The following is a 17,109-nucleotide window of genomic DNA, read 5'->3' as shown; positions in this document are numbered from 1 at the left end:
GGGTGCCGACCGCGGCACCCGACACGAGCCTGGTCCTGGCCTAGAGGACCATCCAGTCGATGAGCTGGTCGATCACCTCTCTCATCCGTTCGCGCGACATTCGCTTCTTTCGCGAATCCTCCTCCGATTCCTGTGCGGCCCCGTACTGCCACCAGGCCGCGCCGGTGGCTGCGTCCATCACCAGGAACCGTTCGGCGACTGCGGGCCCGCGCACGACCAGCGACACCGTGCCGGGTTCGGCCACGACGGCGTGGATTGCCTTGTGGCTCAGGGTGTACGACGTGCCGACGACTTCCTCGCGGACTTGCACCGCGTCCAGTGTTCCGGGGTGAAGCGAGGAGTCGAGCTCGGCGTCTCCGTAGAGTCGGTGCAGGTACCGGCCTCGAAGGATGCGACTGGAATATGTCCAGCGGTGGTTGTGCGGCCGGTCGAAGTAGCCGGGCTGGAAGACATGCAGCCGCAACCGGATTCCGCTCGGATCGCTGAACAGCACGAGCTTGTCGAGGATGTCGTAGTGCTCGCACAGAGACAGCAACTTCTGGTCGTCGAGGGCAGCGAGAGCCGACGTTCGAAGCAGCTGGCGATCGGTGGCGAGTTCGTCGAGTACGGGCCGTACCGAGGTGTGGACGGCTTCGGTGTTGTTCCAGTCGATGTCGCGCAGTGGCTTGATGATCTGTTCGACAGTGTTCACTTCGGTTGTCTCCTAGACGGATTCGGGCTTCGCGCTGGACTTCCACAACCGGCAGACGGGCACGATGTCGGGGTAGGTGGCGCAAGAGGATGCGCCCATGACGAGCTCCTCTGCCGGGCAGCCGCCCAGGCAGGCGGATTCCTTGCAGCCGCCGCATGAGCTGCCGACCAGCGGCAGAGTGAACAGGTCGAACTCGTTGTTCGGGGTCTCACGGTTGAGCACTACTTGGTCGCCCTTCATCTGGGCGAAGTACATGTCGGTGTCGAACAGGTACGAGCAGACGTAGGCGCGGCCGTCGGGGAAGATGCTGATCCGGTCCAGGGTCCGGCCGATGCAACCCTGATAGCCCTCGCCCGCATACCGTTCCATCTGGTCGCGGCGCGCGTAGGTCGGTTGGAACCAGACCCTTGTCTCGTACTCAGGCGCGGCGTCTTCGAGGGTGTCGCAGAAAGCGACCCATTCCGGCGGTGTCATCGCCATGTCCGGGTTCCCGTGGCCGGTGCCGATCGTGCTGAACACGTGGTATTTCACGAGTGAGGCGCCGATGTCGTCGGCGATGTCGAGCAGGTTCAGCACGTCCTGCTCGTTGGCCTTGTTGACCGTGCAGATGATGCGTGTGTCGAAGCCGCGGTCGCAGAGTTCGGCGGTGGTTTCCATCGCGATGTCGAAGGTGCCCTGCCCGCGCACGGCGTCATGGGTTTCGGCGCTACCACCGTCCAGGCTGACCTGCACGTAGGCGAAGTCGGACGGCTCGAGTTTGGCGAACTTCTTGCGTGCGGGCTGTTGAGCGTTGGTGGTGGTGATGACGTGGCCGTAGCCGATCTTGCTTGCCGCGCGGATGGAGTCGACGTAGAACGGGTGCAGCGTCGGCTCGCCGCCGAGGATGGTCAGCTTGTCCCCGCCCATCTTTCGCCACACAGTGAGGGTGTCGACGATCTGTTGCGGCTGCATTTTCAGTGCCCGCTCCAGCCGCTCGCCCATGTAGCAGTGCTCGCACCGAAGTTGGCAGGCTTCGGTGATGTAGAGGTAGACGTTTCGGAATCTGCCGTAAGCGATTTTGTCGACGCGCTGGGGTTCGGGTCCGGTGAAGTTGCGCGGCATCCGGGCGTGACCGTAGCGGTCGGTACGGACAGTGGGTGTCGACAATGGAATCGAGGTCATGAGATTGCGCTCCCAGAGTTCAGCATCGGTTCGACCAGATGGATCGCGTTGTCGGTGGGCAGAGCGGCGTCGAGGATCGTGATGTCGATGCCGTTGGCGGTGAACGCTGCTCGGATCTCGTTGATGGAACTGTCGAATCGTTTGGTCCGGGCGGCGAGCAGCCGTGGTGCATCGCCGCGACGGAAGTGCAGAAGCGTGCCACATTTGCCGCAGAGCCAGTCATCTAGCACTGATGACCTGGCCGGTATGCGGGGGTCGGCGACTGGATCCTTCTCGCAGCGCTGGCACACGCGGCGACGGCGTGCGCGATTGCGGAGAACCTTGCTGTCCGCGCGCATCTCGATCGGCTCCACCCTGGCCGTCGGCGCGGAGTGCGTGAGGGCGTCCAACAGCAGCGATACCTGCTCGGCGGAGCCTGGAAAGTTGTCCATCAGCACGACATCGACGTCGCGATGAACGATGGAATCCAAGTAGGAACGCAGCGTCTGGTCGACGATGTGGGTGCCGATCCAGCCGAGACGTTCGGCTGTTCCGGCGGTTGCGGCGAGAACCTCCGCCGGGACCTGGTCGCGCAATCTGAAAGTGTGCCTGCGAGCGTCGCTGCTGAGAGCGAGCGTGAGCGTAGTCTTTCCAACTGCCGGTGGGCCTAGGATTGGCACCACGAGCGTGAGCGTCATGGCGACTCCTTCGTGAGAGGTCTTGTTGGACATCTCGACGATGGCGCTGGACAGTCAAAACTGGTAGCACGCAAGCGAATACGGCTATTCGGCATTGGAATACCGCCCTCGCGGCAGAATGGTAGCGTCGAAAAGACCTGTCTCGAGCCTCTACCTCACCAGCCGGAGCGGCAGATAATGGCGCGTTCGACCACGAGTTCACGGAACTGTTCGCGATGCGGAAGCCCGCTGAGCGGGTACAACACCGGAGCGCTGTGCCGATCCTGCGAAACGAGCCGCTCGGTCCTAGAAGCTCCTGATCTACCGCTGGAATTCTGGCAGTCGGCCCATATGCTCGACGCCCTGGAATCCTGGCATATGGGTCGAGTCATCTATGCCTATCGCACGCACCCCTTGCACGGGACACCGATTCCGCAGGATAGCGTCTCAGGTTGGCTGAACATCTCCCAGAGCGCGCTGTCGAAACTCGAGAAAGGCCCTGCCCCGGAACGACTCGGCCAATTGATCAGTTTTGCCACCGCGTTGAAGATTCCGCCCGAGTTGCTGTGGTTCAAACTTCCAGGCCGGTCTAGCCTCGACGACGTGGACCGACACAGCTTCCTTCGGGCCGCCGCAGCTGTCACCGCCACGGCCGCCATCTCACCCTCCGGCCTCCTGCGGATGCTCAACGATATTCGCGTATCCGAGGCTCCAACCAGGGTCGGTCTCGTCGAGATCCGCCAGCTGCGCGCAGCGGCCGACCTGTTCGCGGACTGGGACGCCACCTACGGCAGCGGCCTGGTTCGCGATGTCGTCGCCGCCCAGGTCCGCACCGCGGTCACCTATCTCAACGCCGAGTGCGCGCCGAAGTACCGCCCGGACCTGCTCCTAGCGGTCGGCGCGCTCAGCCATACCGCCGCGTTCATGGCCTTCGACGCTTGCGAACATGCCGATGCCACAACGATGTTCGATGTCGCGCTCGCCTGCGCCGAAGAGGCCGACGCGTGGCACCTACGAGCCAAAGTGCTCAGCTCGATGGGCCGCCACATGATCTGGACCGGCAACATCGAACAAGGCTTGAGCCATATCGACCGCGCGTTCCAGCACTCGGACCGGCTGACGCCCACCGAGCGAGCCATGCTGTTCACCGCACAAGCACGCGGATACGCCAAACTCGGGCGCATTCAGGAGACCCTCACCTCGGTCGGGCATGCCGACGAGAACTTCGCCAACTCTCAACCGCGCAACGACCCCAGCTGGATGGCGTACTACGACTCCGCGCAGCACGCCGGCGATACCGGCCACGCGTTGTTCGACCTGGCAGTTCGCGGCAGCTTCGCTGGTGAAGCCCGGTCGCGGCTCGCCACGGCGGTGGAAGGTCACGGTGATGAGGCAGTTCGGTCGCGAACAATATCGACAATCAAGTTGGCGTCGTTGGTGATGGCGACCGGCGACAGGGACGAGGCGATATCCATCGGTGCCACGGCGATCGAGCGGGCTGGAGCGGTGAAAAGTAAACGGGCCGCGCAAGATATACAGGAACTGCGAATGTTCGCGGGTCGTGCTGGTGTTCAGATCCCCGCGGTGGCCAAGCAGTGAGCGGTACGCCTCGGACGCTCGAAGCCACCGTCCGGGCCGCGTGCGCCTTGGTCGGGGTTTCGACGACCGGCCTGACGCCCATCAAGGTGGCCGAGAACGCAACCTACCGGCTACCCAGCGAACAGATCGTCATCAGAGTCGCCAAGCCCGGCCAGCAGGCTGCCGCACAACGAGAGCTGAAGGTGGCGATATGGCTCGAGGCTGCCGGAGTACCAGCAGTCCGGCCTGCGCATACGACAAGCGATCTCGTCATGATCGGCGACCGGCCAGTGACGTTCTGGAAGGAGCTACCCGAGCACAGGGGCGGGACTGAGCGGGAGATCGCTCTAGCGCTGCGCAAACTGCATTCACTGCAGCCACCTCCGTTCCTCACCGGGGTCGCGCCGTTCGTGCGGCTGGCTGAACGGATCGACGCCGCGAACACACTGCCGGACCGAGATCGGCAGTGGATGTGCGAACACCTCGAAAACCTGCGTTCAGGATGGGAGAACTTGCCGAAAGGGTTGACTTGGGGGCCAATTCACGGCGATGCGTGGGAGGGCAACGTAGTCACAACGGTCGAAGGATTGACGCTGTTCATCGACCTCGAGCGCGCTTCCGTGGGTCCGCCTGAATGGGATCTCACTTCCACAGCGATCAAGCACAGTTCATTCGGCTGGATCACCGGCGAGCGGTACGCCGCTTTCTGCGACGCGTACGGCCACGATGTCACCAGCTGGCCGGGATTCGCGCTGCTCCGCGACATTCGCGAGATGCGAATGACATGCATGGCCGCACAAGCCGCTGGGATGCGCGGTGATCACGCACCCCAAGCGCAGCACCGCGTTGATTGTCTCCGCGGACGGTTGGGCCCCCGGCCTTGGTCGGGATGGGAGCCAATCGCCTAGTACCGCAACTACACTCGCGTGGTTCCGTACTGGTAGACCCGCCGTGTTGGCCCGACGGATTGTCGCCAGATCGCGGGGTAAGCAACTGGCGACATCGCTTGCGCCTACCGTCCTTCCTCCGGCAACCAAAGATCGTCTCCAATAAACCGAAGCCGCTCCCGAAAGCCTCGGTGACCGGGCAGCGCTTGTTCAACGATGCGCCAGAACTCAGCACTGTGGTCTGGACGTTTGATGTGCGCCAGCTCATGCACGAGCACGTAGTCCACCAGGCTCGGAGGGAGCTGCATGGTTGCCCAGTGAATATTGACTTGGCCATCACTTGAGCACGAGCCCCAGCGATAGCCAAGCGGACGCACGCGTAGCTCGGTGACCTCCACTCCCATCCTGGCCGTCCAGGGCTGGATTCGGCGGGTGAGCCATGGGCAGCCAACCCGGCGGTACCAGTTCACTAACTCCCTGGCTCCCCTGCCTTCGGGCAGCTCTAACCGGCCGCGGATCAAGCGGACTTCACCCGCTGGCACGATTCGAAGCCGGTAGGAACGGCCCAGATAGTGGAAGCCTTCGCCGGTAACGAGCGCCCTCTCTGTCGGGGCCTGACCAAGCTCTCGCTTCTCGGCAAGCTTGCGGTACAGCCAGGATCGTTTGGCCTCGACGAGTTTGGCCAGCTCAGCGGTAGAGATCTGTGATGGAATGACCGCGCTGACCGAGGCGTCTCGTTCGACGGTGAGGCGAACGCTCTTTCGCTGGTCACTCACCGAGACGGTGACCTCCAGGTCGCCTACGCGCAAGAGTCCGGGAAAGTCGCTCACGGTCATCATGCCAGATCAGTCCTTCGGGATCGCCATATGATTGTTCTTGACCACGTCGCGCACTTTGTCCGCAACGAGTTCCAGGTTCTGGAGGTCACCGAGATCGCTCATCACCAAGATTTCAAAGATCTCGCTGCGGAAGTCGGCGACGTCTGGGCGCTTACTCCAGAAGTCGCGGCGATGGATGGTGCGTCTCGCCAACGCCACGATTTCACGGCTGGCATCCGCGAAACGCTCGTCTTGAATGTCGTCAGCCGAGGTGGCCAGTTCCTGGACGAGCAAACCGTAGATGGCGAACTCAGCCGGGCTAAAGTTGTGCGGATTGTCCCGCCGATCATCCATCACGTCGGCTATCAGGTTCTTGAAGGCCGAAAGCTGGGCGTTCCAGTCGTCTTTGAGCTCGGTCAGGATCTGCTCCAGGCGCTCACTGAGAAGCTTGTAGCGAGCCGGATCCTGGCTGGCATGGACGGTGATGTGGTGCCGGAGCGCATGCTCCATCTCTGAGGCTTTGGCTCGTGAGCCCCCAGTCATCGCCTCTACTTTGTCAGCGAAGTTGTCTGCGGTCAGCGCGATCGGTGGAAGCTGCTGCTCGATGCCGAGCGATGTGACGTGCTCATCGATGAGGAGTTTGATCTTTTGGCCGTAGACACCGGGATCGAACTCGCCGCCGTCCACCCGGTAGCGCCGGTTCGCGGTCAGCTTGATTACCGAGAACCGCTTGGCATCCTCTAGGTACGGCGTCGCCGCCGGATCCGGGAGGATGGTGTTCACGGTTCGGGCGAAGCGGGCGAGCTCCACGTTGAAGCGGTCTCGCAGCTGCGAGTCGGCCAGCTCCCGGACGCATTCTTCGATACTGGTGTGGTCCCGGAACATCATCCGCAATCGCTGCCGCTGCGGATCCAGTTTGGTGATCTCCGTCTCGAGGTTGCGGAGTGCGCTGGCTATGTCGTCGCTCTCTTCGAGCTCGAATTCTTCGTCGGCATAGATTTTGAGCGCGTCAACGAGACTCTGCGCCACGCCGCGATAGTCGACCACATAACCGTACGGCTTGCCGTCGGCGGTCCGGTTCACTCGCGCGACCGCCTGGAGGAGATCATGCATCTCCATCCTGCGGTCGAGGTACATCACCTGCTCGATCGGCGCATCGAAACCGGTGAGCAGCATCGACTTGACGATGACGAAGGCGATGTCGTTCTCGCCGAAGGGGCGGGTGAAGCCTTCGATCCGGAGCTTCTGCTTGGCCTCATCAGTCCATTCGGTGTAGCGGCCCTCCTGCTCGGAGTCGCCCTTGGAGATCACCGGAACGAAGTCCATTCGCTTGATGAGGTCGAGCTGCTTATGGGCTTTGACGAGCTGCGCATGCCGCGGCCTGAGCTCGTCCAGGCTCCGGGTAAGAAGGTGTGGCGGCAACTTGTCGATATCCCGCACCAGCTCGTCCCGAGCTTGCATGAGTGCTTCCCGGTATCGGACGGTTGTCTCGCGGTCGTGCGCGACAACCTGTGCCTTGAAACCCTCGGGCAGAACCATGTCCACGTAATGCCGGAACATGTGTTTGGCCTTGATGTCGAGCAGCTTCTGTGCCACCGAGACCTGCCCCTTGGTCGCCCACCGTGTCTGAAGCTGCTGCCGCTCCCCTTCGGTCAGGTCCTCGAACTCCTCCTCGAAGAGCTCGTCCATGTCTTGCCCGTTCTGGAGTGCGCCCTTGACCTTGAAACCTTGGTAGAGGATCGGCACGATTACGCCGTCCGTTTCTGCGTCGCGTAGGCGATAGGTGTCGATGAAGGGGCCGAACAGTTCAACACTTGTCTTCCGCTGGCCCCGCTTCGTCATGATCGGCGTACCGGTGAAGCCGATTCTGGCCGCGTTCGGCAATGCGCGTCGAAGGTTGGCGCCCAGCGCTGCGGTGTGCGAACGGTGCACCTCATCGATCAGCACCACTATGGAATCGTCGGTGTTGACCTCACCCATGTCGTACTTATCTATCGGCGCGCCGGTCTGATTCTTCTGGATCATCACGAAGACCAGGCCCGGACCTATGCGGCTTAGCAGAGTCTTGGCCCGGGCGCTGCTCTTAGCAATGTCCAGCTTCTCGTTGCTGAGCTGCATCGTCTCGCTGAGTTGGTCTTGAAGCTGAGTCCGATCGGTGACCACAACGACCTTGTAGTGCGCCAGCTCCGAGATCGAACGCAGCCGTCGGACCAGGAAGGTCATGGTCAAGCTCTTGCCGGAGCCTTGCGTGTGCCAAATGATCCCGCCCTTGGCGCCAGGCTCGCCGGTCAGCAGCCGGTGCACGGTCCGCTCCACTGCGCGGAATTGCTGGTAGCGCGGTGCCACCTTGACCGTGACCCCCTCGTCGGTGGTCATGAAGGTGACGAAGTTGTGGAGGATGTTGAGCAGGCGGGCTGGCGCCAGCGCGCCCGCGGCTAGGATCTCCTGCCTGCTCACCTGCTTTGCGTCCTTGCCGAGTCTCTCGGCAAGCTGTGCCTTCGTCAACGGGTAGGGATCACGCCAGGGCACGTAGTGCTCCATCTTGGCGGTAAGGGTGCCGAGCTTGGCGTCCTCGCCGCTGGTGACCGCGGTGAGCTGTACAAACTGGAACAGCTTCGGGTTTCCGGTACTGCTGTCGCAGTATCTGCGGATTTGATTGACCGCGACGTTCAGGCTGCTCTCGGTGGTCTTTTTGCATTCAATGACTACCAGCGGAATACCATTAACGAAGAGCACAATATCGGGAACGATCTGCTGGCGACCGCTGGTACCGGGGATGTCGACACGGAACTGGTTTATTGCCGTGTACTCGTTGTTGCCGGGGTTCTGCCAGTCGATGTAGTGGACGATCCGCGTCTTGCCGCTCATGGGATCCTCGATCGGGATGCCATTAAACAGAAGTTCGGTGATCTGCTGGTTGGCTTCCAGCAAACTGGTCGCTGGCACGCGCGTCAGAGCGTTGAACGCCTGGCCGACTTTCAGATCGTCCAGCCAAGACCCGTTGATCCGCTCGATCGCGCCTCGGAGCTTGCCTTCAAGGATCACCTCATCGAAAGTCCGCCGCGCCGACATCCCGGGGAACCTTGGGACCACGTCCCCGTTTTGAGCGCCCGCGAGGTGCTCCCATCCCATGCCCTTGAGCTGCTCGATCAACGGCCGCTCGACCAGCGTGTACTCATAGTCGGTCACCAGCCGACCCCCTCAGATGAAATTGTGAACGGTATCATTTGTGCAGGTCGTTCTCGTCGCGGAATAGCGGGGCGCGATTCCGCTGAGGATTATAACTGCTTCGGAGCGCGATGCGCTTCCGAAACTCGGAATCTTCCTGAAAGCAAATCCTCAGTTAGTCCCTGTCGTAGTAGGAATAGCTTCTCCCGCTCGTTCTTTTCGTATTCAATTTCGGCTCGGGATGCCGCAAGAATGTTGAGTATGCGATCTTGCTCGGCAAGTGTTGGAATGGTCACCTTAAGCTGCTGGACGAAAGGCCCGCTGATTTTTACCATGCTTTCAGAAGTGCCCTGTGCAACTGCTTGGATTTGCCGCCTGACCTGGCCGCTTCGGAGCAGAAGTTCCAAATACTCGGGACGGCAATTCGTCGTAGGAATCAGTCGCATCATGAGGTCCGGATAGATGCAAGGGCTTCCGATATCTCGGTAGATACCGGCTAGTCCAACCAAGTCTCGAGTGTTCGCGCGACTCATAAGAAGATCGCCGTCATTCAGGAGTGCTGCTTTGTTTCGCGCTTCGCCCGCTGATACGTACTTTAGCTGCCGAGGCATGAATCCGCTAGATGTCAAGCAGCCCAGGCCTAGCGAGTAGACGCCGGTCCATTCATCTGCTTCCTTCGGAGAGAAGCCGTTCTTGGGTGTACTGGCCAAGTAGGATCCCAGCGGCGCATCGTTTGGCGCGATACTGCCTAGAAGATTCTCGGTCAAACCGTATTGAATGTCGTTGATCTTGTCGATTATTCGGTCTCGGGCAGAGATTGAAGTATCGACGGTGTCGAGGATTTCCGCAATCCTCCGCTGCTCATCTTCCGGTGGAAGTTTGATCTCGATCTTACCGAAGTCGCGATATCTCACAGCCCCGCGCCGATCGACCGACGCTTGCTCGTGCACGCGATATGCCGCTAGTAGGCCTGGTGACTTCAGTACCCGAAAGAGATATCGAGCGTCAACACCTCTTCTGCAAGAAAAGACTGTGTAAATGGGGCTCACGCATGAGAAGTCGAAAGCTTCTTGTAGACCGATTGACCCCTCGGCGAGATGATTTGTTGCATAGGCGAACCAGTCTCGTTCTACCACCTTGTAATTGGCCAGATCGTCACTGTAGATTGTCCGGCCTTTGAAGTATTCGTCTGACGGGACTAGGCCGTGGTGCTTGGTAGACGAGAGTACGGTGATTTGCTGGTGGGCGCCGACCTTCTTCGCGTGCTCTTGTGTGATGGCTTGGAGAGTCACCTGGCTCCAGCCGCTCGGCAGGTCACGCATAGCCCAGCTCCTTGAAATAGGTGTCCAGCCGCGAGGTAGCAGCTTCTCGCTGGGCTTCGAGGTCGCGTAAGGTTACCGCGTACTTGTCGGCCCATGTGCGAAAGGCTGACTCAGCCATGCGGCGGGTGGCAGCGGTACGAGAGTTTAGACGCGACTGAAGCTGCCAGAAAAGTACGCTTAGCACCAAGTCCCGGCGCGATGAGTTGTCGAGTGCGGCTGTCGCCCTGCGAAGACGAGGGAGGAACTCGCCCTGCAATTCGCCGACTCTACGTTTGGCGGCAGTCATGCGAGTCTTGAGCGCCTTGAGTTCTGCCTCCGGCAACTGAGGCTCGGCGGGGCTTTCCTCCTCGTCGTCCTCTTCTGAAGGTTTGCTGGTTACGACTTTGTACTGGGCAGTCAGCTCGGCATAGGCAGCTTCAGCCTCCGCCAGGTTAGCGAGGTAGTCGGGGATCAGCGCGGGAACGAGTCGATGGTCGCGTGCTTTTCGTTGTTCGGCGGCCACCCTTTGCTTGTCCCAGTACTCAAGCTCTTCTTCGTCCAGCTCGAATGCCGATTCGATTGTGGTCAGCCAGCCTTCGACCACTCCGTCGAATCCATTGAGCCCAAGGGTTTTAATGTCGTATTGCGCCTCGTCCCACCAAGCGGCAACTATGCCAGCCAGCTCGAATCGGTCGAGCAAACCGATCGGCTGCAACTCAGTGACAAAGGAGTCGAGAAGATCGGCGCGGACTTCCATGACCTTATGAGTGTCAGGCAACTCGATCAGTCGCTTGCTGTGTCGTGTCCACCATTCCAAGAAAGCCTCGTGCAAGCGTTCGACCGTATTGGCGGCAAGCGATGGAATACGATTGGCGGTGGCATTCCAGCCTTCGGGGAGAAAATCGTAATAATCAGTATCCCGATCGACGAAGAGGGTCGAAGGGTCGATACCCAATGCGCGAAAGAGTCGGCGCTTCCCCTCTACCTCGGATTTGGGGATGCCACCGTGTATGTGGGCGCGGACGTCCTGTGGCTCCGGAGGGGGTGTATTGTCGACATACCGCCGAATGGTGAGGTTGAAATCGTTCTGGCGGAGCTCCTCGAAATCCACGACGCGAGAGAAACCGGGAATGCCAGGGTGCGCGCCACCGGTCTCGCGGTATTTCTCGTAGGCGGCGATGATTTTCTCGGCGTGCTCCGGATGGAGCTGGTTCTGCGCGCGACCGGCCGTGAATTCACGATCTGCATTAATGAATAGAACCTCGCCTCGTCGAGCCAATGGGCGCCGAGTGGCGCCCCGAAGGACAAGGATGCAAGCGGGGATGGGGGTGCCGTAGAAGAGATTGGGTGCCAGGCCAATCACCGCTTCCAGACGGTCATCCTCGATGAGATTTTTCCGGATCTCCTTTTCTTTGCCTCCGCGGAAGAGCACGCCGTGCGGCATGACTGTGGCTCCGATTCCGTCAGGAGTGAGTACGGCAAGTACATGCTGGGCGAACATGAGGTCCGCCTTCTTGCCGGTCGCGGGCGCGAAGCCGTACTTGAAGCGCTCCTTGTGCTTCATCTCGGCGAAGGAGTAGTTCTGCGAGAATGGTGGATTGGTGAGGACCCTGTCGAACCGTTCAAGCTCGCCGTCTTCGATGTGCTTCGGCTCCGCTAGAGTGTCGTCGTTCTCCAGCTTGGCGTTTAGTACGCCGTGGAGGATCATGTTCATCTTCGACACTGCCCAGGTACCGCCGTTGTTCTCCTGTCCCGCCAAGGTCAGGTCACTGGAGTCCAGGCCATGCTCGTCGATGTACTCCTTCGCGTGGATGAGCATGCCGCCTGACCCCGAGCATGGGTCGTAGACGGCGTGGCCGGGCTGCGGTTTCACGAGCCGGACCATCATCCGTACCACACCTCGCGGGGTATAGAACTCGCCCCCCTTCTTGCCAGCCGAGTCTGCGAACTGAGCGATCAGGTACTCGTAGGCAGCGCCGAGCAGGTCGGGGAATTCGAAGTCCTCATTGCGCAACCGCACCCGGGAGAAGTGGTCAATTAGCTGCTGCAACCGCTTGTCCGGGATGATCGACTGACCTACCTTCCGGGTGAAGTCGATGTGCTCAAGGACACCTTCCAGCGCGTCGACGTTCTCCTGCTCCAGCGCAGCCAGCGCCTTATTGAGCATGCTGCCGACGTTCTTTTCGCGAGAGTGGTCCTTGATGTACCGCCAGCGGGCTTCCGGTGGCATGTAGAACTTGTCGCCGCGGTAGAAGCCGCGCGCTTCCGCCATCTGCTCAGCTTCCTTGCGACTTTTGCCCTGTGCCACCCACTTCTTGATGAACTCCTCGCGAACCGCGTCGAACTGATCGGAGGCCCGCTTCAGGAAGAGCATCCCGAAGATGTACTCCTTGAACTCCGAGGCATCCATCTTGCCGCGGAGGATGTCGGCGGCCCCGAACAGGTGCCGTTCGAGTTGCGGCAAGGTCAGTTTCGCCACGCGGTAGCCTTTCTCTTTCGATCAATCAGTGTCGGCCCTGGTTGGCCTCTAAAGTCCTTTATACGGCTGAGTTCTGGCTTCGGTGGGTGATGCTACGCGGTGGCACGGACAGCATTCGGCGGGGTCGGCGGCCTACCCGGGGGTGAGGCTGCTGGTTGTCGTCGGATGGTTCGAACAGGCTGTGGCGCCGGACTTGCGGCTGGCGTCGCTCTGCGCGGGGTGGTAGCGAGTCTGCGTCAGCGGACAGACGCGGTCGAGCGCTGCTCAGACGAGACTGATGAAGCAAATCTCGCCGGGAAGCGCCCGATAGCCTTGCGCTGCGGTGGATTACACCGAACGTCCGTTCGCTGGAGATGGAATACAGACTTCGGTGATGGTGGACGGTGGATCCGCAGATGGGTCGTCAGATGGTCCCGGGGCAGCCGGATTTCATTGCCGCTGGGGCGGGGTAGCCAGTGGCGAAACAGTCACTTTGCGGTAGACGTGGCCGACCCGACCCATCCAGCTGACAGAGAACGAAGCCTACACCTGAATCACCGAGGATCAGGATCCCGGTGAGCGCGGTCGTAAAGGAGGTCCTCGCTCACTGCCATCAGCAGCACGTGCACCAGTACTGGAACGTTGTCCTGTGATCTCCTCCCTGGACGTGCGTCACGCCGATGTAGCCGCCGGCGTGGCGGTTACGCCGACTGCCATGCAAGCTACAGCTGGCGGCGGTCAGTCGGATTCCTCGAGGTCATCGAGAACTCGCCATGCCAGGTCCGCTAGCGTGTCGCCGGAGCTGGTCACCCACCGCTTGGTCCCCTGGTTGGCAACCGGCCGCTTCTCCCACTCCGCCAGCTCCCACATGTGGGAGATCAATCCGGAAGGGGAGTACTGCTTGCCGTCGACGGTCCACAGGAGCGGCTTGAGCCGATGCGGAACCCACGTCGCTCGAGCGCGCTGTGGATCTTCCGCGAGCCAGTCCTTCATGGCCTCCATCTCGGCCGGGTAGCGCGTGGAGAGCGTGAGCGCGTCGCCCTCAGCGAGCACGTTCCTGTCGATCAAAATGGAAACCGCATTCGGTCGTCGGCGTTTTTGCCCCGCGACAGTTCGTCGGTATTTGTCCTCCATAGGGGGCGTGACCTCAGGGGATCCCTCACTGAGGACATGCGCTGCGACTTCACGGCAGCGTTCGATATCGGCGCACACAGCGCGGACCTGGGACCGGTCGCCGTAGAGGTCATCGATCGCAGCCGCTGCCGCGGGGAGGAGTTTTTCGATCAAAGCCGGAATCTCGCTGCTGGCGTTCTTCAACCATTCCAAGTCTTGGTCCGGCTCGTCGAGTGCTTCGGTATCGAGGCTCCGGAAGGTGAGATGGGCGAGCAGATACACACCGTGGTCGGCCAAAGCAACCGCGCGGCCTTCGTAACGCGAGCGCAAGTCATGGAGATTCCGCCTTACCTCTCGCAGGACGTTCACCGCGTTCCACAGGAGATAGGCGCTCGGTTGCGGACGGAACAGCACGTCGTGAATCCCCTGCGCGCCGCGCTCCCACAGCACATCGAGAGTCGTAGCGATGCGCGCCGCGTACTGGCTGTCCGGATGCGCGCAAGCGAGTGCGCACGCGGCTTCAACCACCGAGCAACCGGTGTCCGGATGCGGTTCGAGTTCGCCGCGACGAACGCTGTACTCCAAGCCGAGTTCGGCTCGCAGGTCCTCCATGATCGCTGCTTGAACAGATTCCAGTGCGATAAAGTCGCGGGGTTCGACCTTGTTCTGGCGATTGGTCGCCTGGGTAGTCTTCTTGGCGAACTCCTTCTCCTTGCCCGTCACGATGATGCGGATGCCGACCTGGGCCGAGGCGGCGTTGCCATTGGCGACGATCGCCTCGGCTATCGAGCGTACTGTTTGGGCACCGTTGACCACGCTCGCATTGTGGAGAGTGACACCGAGCGGGCGTGAGTGCGGATTCAACATCGATTGAGGCGTTTTGTCGACTGAATCGCAGAGCACGGTAACGCCGTTGTTGAAATACCAGAAATAGCCGGGCTCGGTGGTCAAGGTTTCGATCAGGTCATTGTTGATTGCTGTGCGGCCGAGGGGATTGCGGATGTTCAGGTTGAACAGGTTGGCCCCTTCCTGGACCCAGGCGGCGACCTGTGCGGCTTCCACAACGCCTTGATACGACTCATACGGCGTGGTGATGGCGAACCATGGGAACAGATCGGCAGATAGGACGACAGGATTGGGCGCGAGATCCCTTCGCACCGATGCCCACACCTCGTCGGCGAGGATGATGCGGTGGCGCAGCATCTCCCCGTGCTGGTTGAACTCCTTCTCGCCGTTGACGATCGCGTCGCGGAAACCGGGCGTCACATTGTCGGCCCGCATCAATACAATCACCTGGGTGACGGGCACTGGGCCTGCGTCCATTAGGTTTTTGGCGAGCTCGGCGAGTTGCCGGCCACGGGGATTGAACGGTGTGAAGTCTTCTCTGTCTATGAGGCGCAATCCGGCCAGCAATTCCATCACCGCCCCACGATCACTCTGAGCCCGTCCGTTTTTACTCCACTTGGCCTGGACGAGGTAGATGTGTGGGTCGGAGCCGTCGACGACCGCAAGGGCATCGATTCCTTGGTCCGCCACGCCATCGATCACCGTGCGCGCGGCCTCCGCATGGCTGAAGCCTGTCACGATACGGACGGCCTGAGCGGCCAGCGCCCGAGACAACGCACGGGGAGTGCGTTCTTCTTCTGCTTTGCCCTCGAGATCGCTGATATCCAGGAGTCCGGAATCCACGTAGGTCTTCTGAAGGGAGCTGGCCACTTGGCGCACTTGGCGAGGGACGGCGTCCTTGTCGCCATGGGTGCTGGTGCTCACGCACATCCTTCCTGCTCGGTCCGGGACGACGTATCTGCTGCCCGAGGTGCCTGGCCGACACAAACTCTGTCAGACTACCTGCGCCGCAGCCTATTTGGCCTAAAAGTCCGGTTCGGGTGAGGACGATTATTCGCAGGGCTCGAGTCGGTCGAGGCCTTGCCGTGGTCGGGCCCCTTGTAAATGACGCGTCAGCCGCTGGCGTTGAGGATCAAGGTGAAATCTCGATCGGTTTGCCTGCCACGAGCGAAGGTTGAGTCTCCACTTGCAGATCACGAGTTGCGGCTCGGCTCGTCCGAATAGCTGATGACGATGTAGTGCAGAGTGATGAGGATCGAGCCCAGGATGGGATGCCTGGATGGATTGCCCAGTCGACGATCATCGGCCGAGATGGATGGTATGCGGCGGTAGTCTGGGGGCGAGCAGGAGTGATTCGACTTCCGTAACGAGTCAGCTCCCGAAGCGGGCGAGGACTGAGGAGGCTTCCTGAGAAGCGGTGCCTTCCTCGGCGAGATGGGCCATGGCCGAAGGGATTTCGCGGCCGTGGTGGGTCATTGCCTGGGCGTAGAGGCGGCCTGCTCGGTAGGAGGAGCGGACGAGGGGGCCTGCCATGACGCCTGCGAAGCCGATTTCTTCGGCGACCTTGGAGTGTTCGACGAATTCCTCGGGCTTGACCCAGCGGTCCACGGGGTGGTGGCGGGGGGAGGGGCGGAGGTATTGGGTGATGGTGAGGATGTCGCAGCCCGCCTCGTGCAGGTCGCGCATAGCCTGGGTGACTTCCTCAGGCGTTTCGCCCATGCCGAGGATGAGGTTGGACTTGGTGACGAGCCCGGCTTCGCGAGCCGCGGTGAGCACCGTGAGGGAGCGCTCGTAGCGGAAGGCCGGGCGGATGCGCTTGAAGATGCGCGGAACCGTTTCGAGGTTGTGCGCCAAGACCTCCGGGCGGGAGGAGAACACCTCGGCGAGTTGGTCGGGGTCGGCGTTGAAGTCGGGGATGAGGAGTTCGACGCCGGTGTTGGGGTTCAAAGACTTGATGGCGCGGACGGTTTCGGCGTAGAGCCAGGCGCCGCCGTCGTCGAGGTCGTCGCGGGCGACGCCGGTGATGGTGGAGTAGCGCAGGCCCATGGCCTGGACGCTTTCGGCGACGCGGCGGGGTTCGTCGCGGTCGAGGGCTGCGGGTTTGCCGGTGTCGATTTGGCAGAAGTCGCAGCGGCGGGTGCATTGTTCGCCGCCGATGAGGAAGGTGGCCTCGCGGTCTTCCCAGCATTCGAAGATGTTGGGGCAGCCCGCTTCTTCGCACACGGTGTGCAGGCCCTCGCGCTTCACCAGGCCCTTGAGTTCGGTGTACTCGGGGCCCATGGTGGCGCGGGTGCGGATCCACTTGGGTTTGCGCTCGATGGGGGTTTCCGCGTTGCGGGCTTCGATGCGCAGGAGTTTGCGGCCGTTGGGTGCGGACGCGTTGTGCGGTGTCGGGGTGTCGACTGAGGTCACTTCATCGACCTTACGCCTCG

General features: G+C 61.4%; 11 protein-coding genes. 2 read left to right on the top strand and 9 right to left on the bottom strand.

What is annotated here, in order from left to right:
• Nucleotides 1-40 precede the first annotated feature (40 nt).
• The 3 genes from NAM01S_RS16000 to NAM01S_RS15990 are packed head-to-tail and all read right to left on the bottom strand — an operon-like array spanning nucleotide 41 to nucleotide 2,529.
• Nucleotides 41-691 carry a hypothetical protein gene (locus NAM01S_RS16000; RefSeq protein ID WP_253798858.1) on the bottom strand — a complete coding sequence of 217 codons (651 nt, stop codon included), beginning with the start codon at nucleotides 689-691 and terminating at the stop codon, nucleotides 41-43.
• Between the two features lie 12 nt (nucleotides 692-703).
• Nucleotides 704-1,852 carry a radical SAM protein gene (locus NAM01S_RS15995; RefSeq protein ID WP_067785919.1) on the bottom strand — a complete coding sequence of 383 codons (1,149 nt, stop codon included), beginning with the start codon at nucleotides 1,850-1,852 and terminating at the stop codon, nucleotides 704-706.
• The gene (locus NAM01S_RS15990; protein ID WP_067786192.1) at nucleotides 1,849-2,529 is read right to left on the bottom strand and encodes a hypothetical protein; all 681 of its coding nucleotides are present in this window, start codon (nucleotides 2,527-2,529) and stop codon (nucleotides 1,849-1,851) included. The genes NAM01S_RS15995 and NAM01S_RS15990 overlap by 4 nt, the downstream gene beginning before the upstream one ends.
• Before the next feature lie 330 nt (nucleotides 2,530-2,859).
• On the opposite strand from NAM01S_RS15990, the gene NAM01S_RS15985 reads away from it, so the two are divergent.
• Both NAM01S_RS15985 and NAM01S_RS15980 read left to right on the top strand, forming a co-directional pair.
• Complete coding sequence (locus NAM01S_RS15985) at nucleotides 2,860-4,107, top strand: NsdA family TPR-like regulatory protein (RefSeq protein WP_067785917.1); 1,248 nt, start codon at nucleotides 2,860-2,862, stop codon at nucleotides 4,105-4,107.
• A complete protein-coding gene (locus tag NAM01S_RS15980; RefSeq protein ID WP_067785915.1) occupies nucleotides 4,104-4,994 on the top strand; it encodes a phosphotransferase enzyme family protein in 891 nt (296 codons plus the stop codon). The genes NAM01S_RS15985 and NAM01S_RS15980 overlap by 4 nt, the downstream gene beginning before the upstream one ends.
• A 104-nt stretch (nucleotides 4,995-5,098) precedes the next feature.
• Here NAM01S_RS15980 and NAM01S_RS15975 read toward each other — a convergent pair whose 3' ends face one another.
• From NAM01S_RS15975 to lipA, 6 genes are all read right to left on the bottom strand, one after another.
• Complete coding sequence (locus NAM01S_RS15975; protein WP_218018406.1) at nucleotides 5,099-5,812, bottom strand: M48 family metallopeptidase; 714 nt, start codon at nucleotides 5,810-5,812, stop codon at nucleotides 5,099-5,101.
• A 6-nt stretch (nucleotides 5,813-5,818) separates the two neighbouring features.
• Nucleotides 5,819-8,980: a type I restriction endonuclease subunit R gene (locus NAM01S_RS15970; protein WP_067785913.1), complete on the bottom strand. Its 3,162-nt coding sequence runs from the start codon at nucleotides 8,978-8,980 to the stop codon at nucleotides 5,819-5,821.
• 89 nt (nucleotides 8,981-9,069) lie between these two features.
• Entirely contained in the window at nucleotides 9,070-10,281 is a 1,212-nt protein-coding gene (locus NAM01S_RS34065) for a restriction endonuclease subunit S (RefSeq protein ID WP_084482985.1), read from the bottom strand.
• Complete coding sequence (locus NAM01S_RS15965; RefSeq protein WP_067785911.1) at nucleotides 10,274-12,739, bottom strand: type I restriction-modification system subunit M; 2,466 nt, start codon at nucleotides 12,737-12,739, stop codon at nucleotides 10,274-10,276. The genes NAM01S_RS34065 and NAM01S_RS15965 overlap by 8 nt, the downstream gene beginning before the upstream one ends.
• 717 nt (nucleotides 12,740-13,456) lie before the next feature.
• Nucleotides 13,457-15,601 (bottom strand): AIPR family protein, encoded by a 2,145-nt coding sequence (locus NAM01S_RS15960; protein WP_218018405.1) that lies wholly within the window; start codon nucleotides 15,599-15,601, stop codon nucleotides 13,457-13,459.
• Between the two features lie 447 nt (nucleotides 15,602-16,048).
• On the bottom strand, nucleotides 16,049-17,089 hold the full coding sequence (lipA, locus tag NAM01S_RS15955) for a lipoyl synthase (RefSeq protein ID WP_067785907.1): 1,041 nt from the start codon (nucleotides 17,087-17,089) through the stop codon (nucleotides 16,049-16,051).
• Nucleotides 17,090-17,109 lie beyond the last annotated feature (20 nt).

It is taken from the genome of Nocardia amikacinitolerans NBRC 108937, from assembly GCF_001612615.1.
In the GTDB taxonomy this organism is placed as follows: Bacteria; Actinomycetota; Actinomycetes; order Mycobacteriales; family Mycobacteriaceae; genus Nocardia; species Nocardia amikacinitolerans.
The sequence above is the reverse complement of the archived record's forward strand: the minus strand, read 5'-3'. Positions and strand labels throughout refer to the sequence as shown.

Excerpts from the sequence above, each read along its gene's own strand:
- NAM01S_RS15995 (WP_067785919.1), bottom strand. The coding sequence starts at position 1,852 with ATGACCTCGATTCCATTGTCGACACCCACTGTCCGTACCGACCGCTAC.
- NAM01S_RS15990 (WP_067786192.1), bottom strand. The coding sequence starts at position 2,529 with ATGACGCTCACGCTCGTGGTGCCAATCCTAGGCCCACCGGCAGTTGGA.
- NAM01S_RS15985 (WP_067785917.1), top strand. The coding sequence starts at position 2,860 with ATGCTCGACGCCCTGGAATCCTGGCATATGGGTCGAGTCATCTATGCC.
- NAM01S_RS15975 (WP_218018406.1), bottom strand. The coding sequence starts at position 5,812 with ATGATGACCGTGAGCGACTTTCCCGGACTCTTGCGCGTAGGCGACCTG.
- NAM01S_RS34065 (WP_084482985.1), bottom strand. The coding sequence starts at position 10,281 with ATGCGTGACCTGCCGAGCGGCTGGAGCCAGGTGACTCTCCAAGCCATC.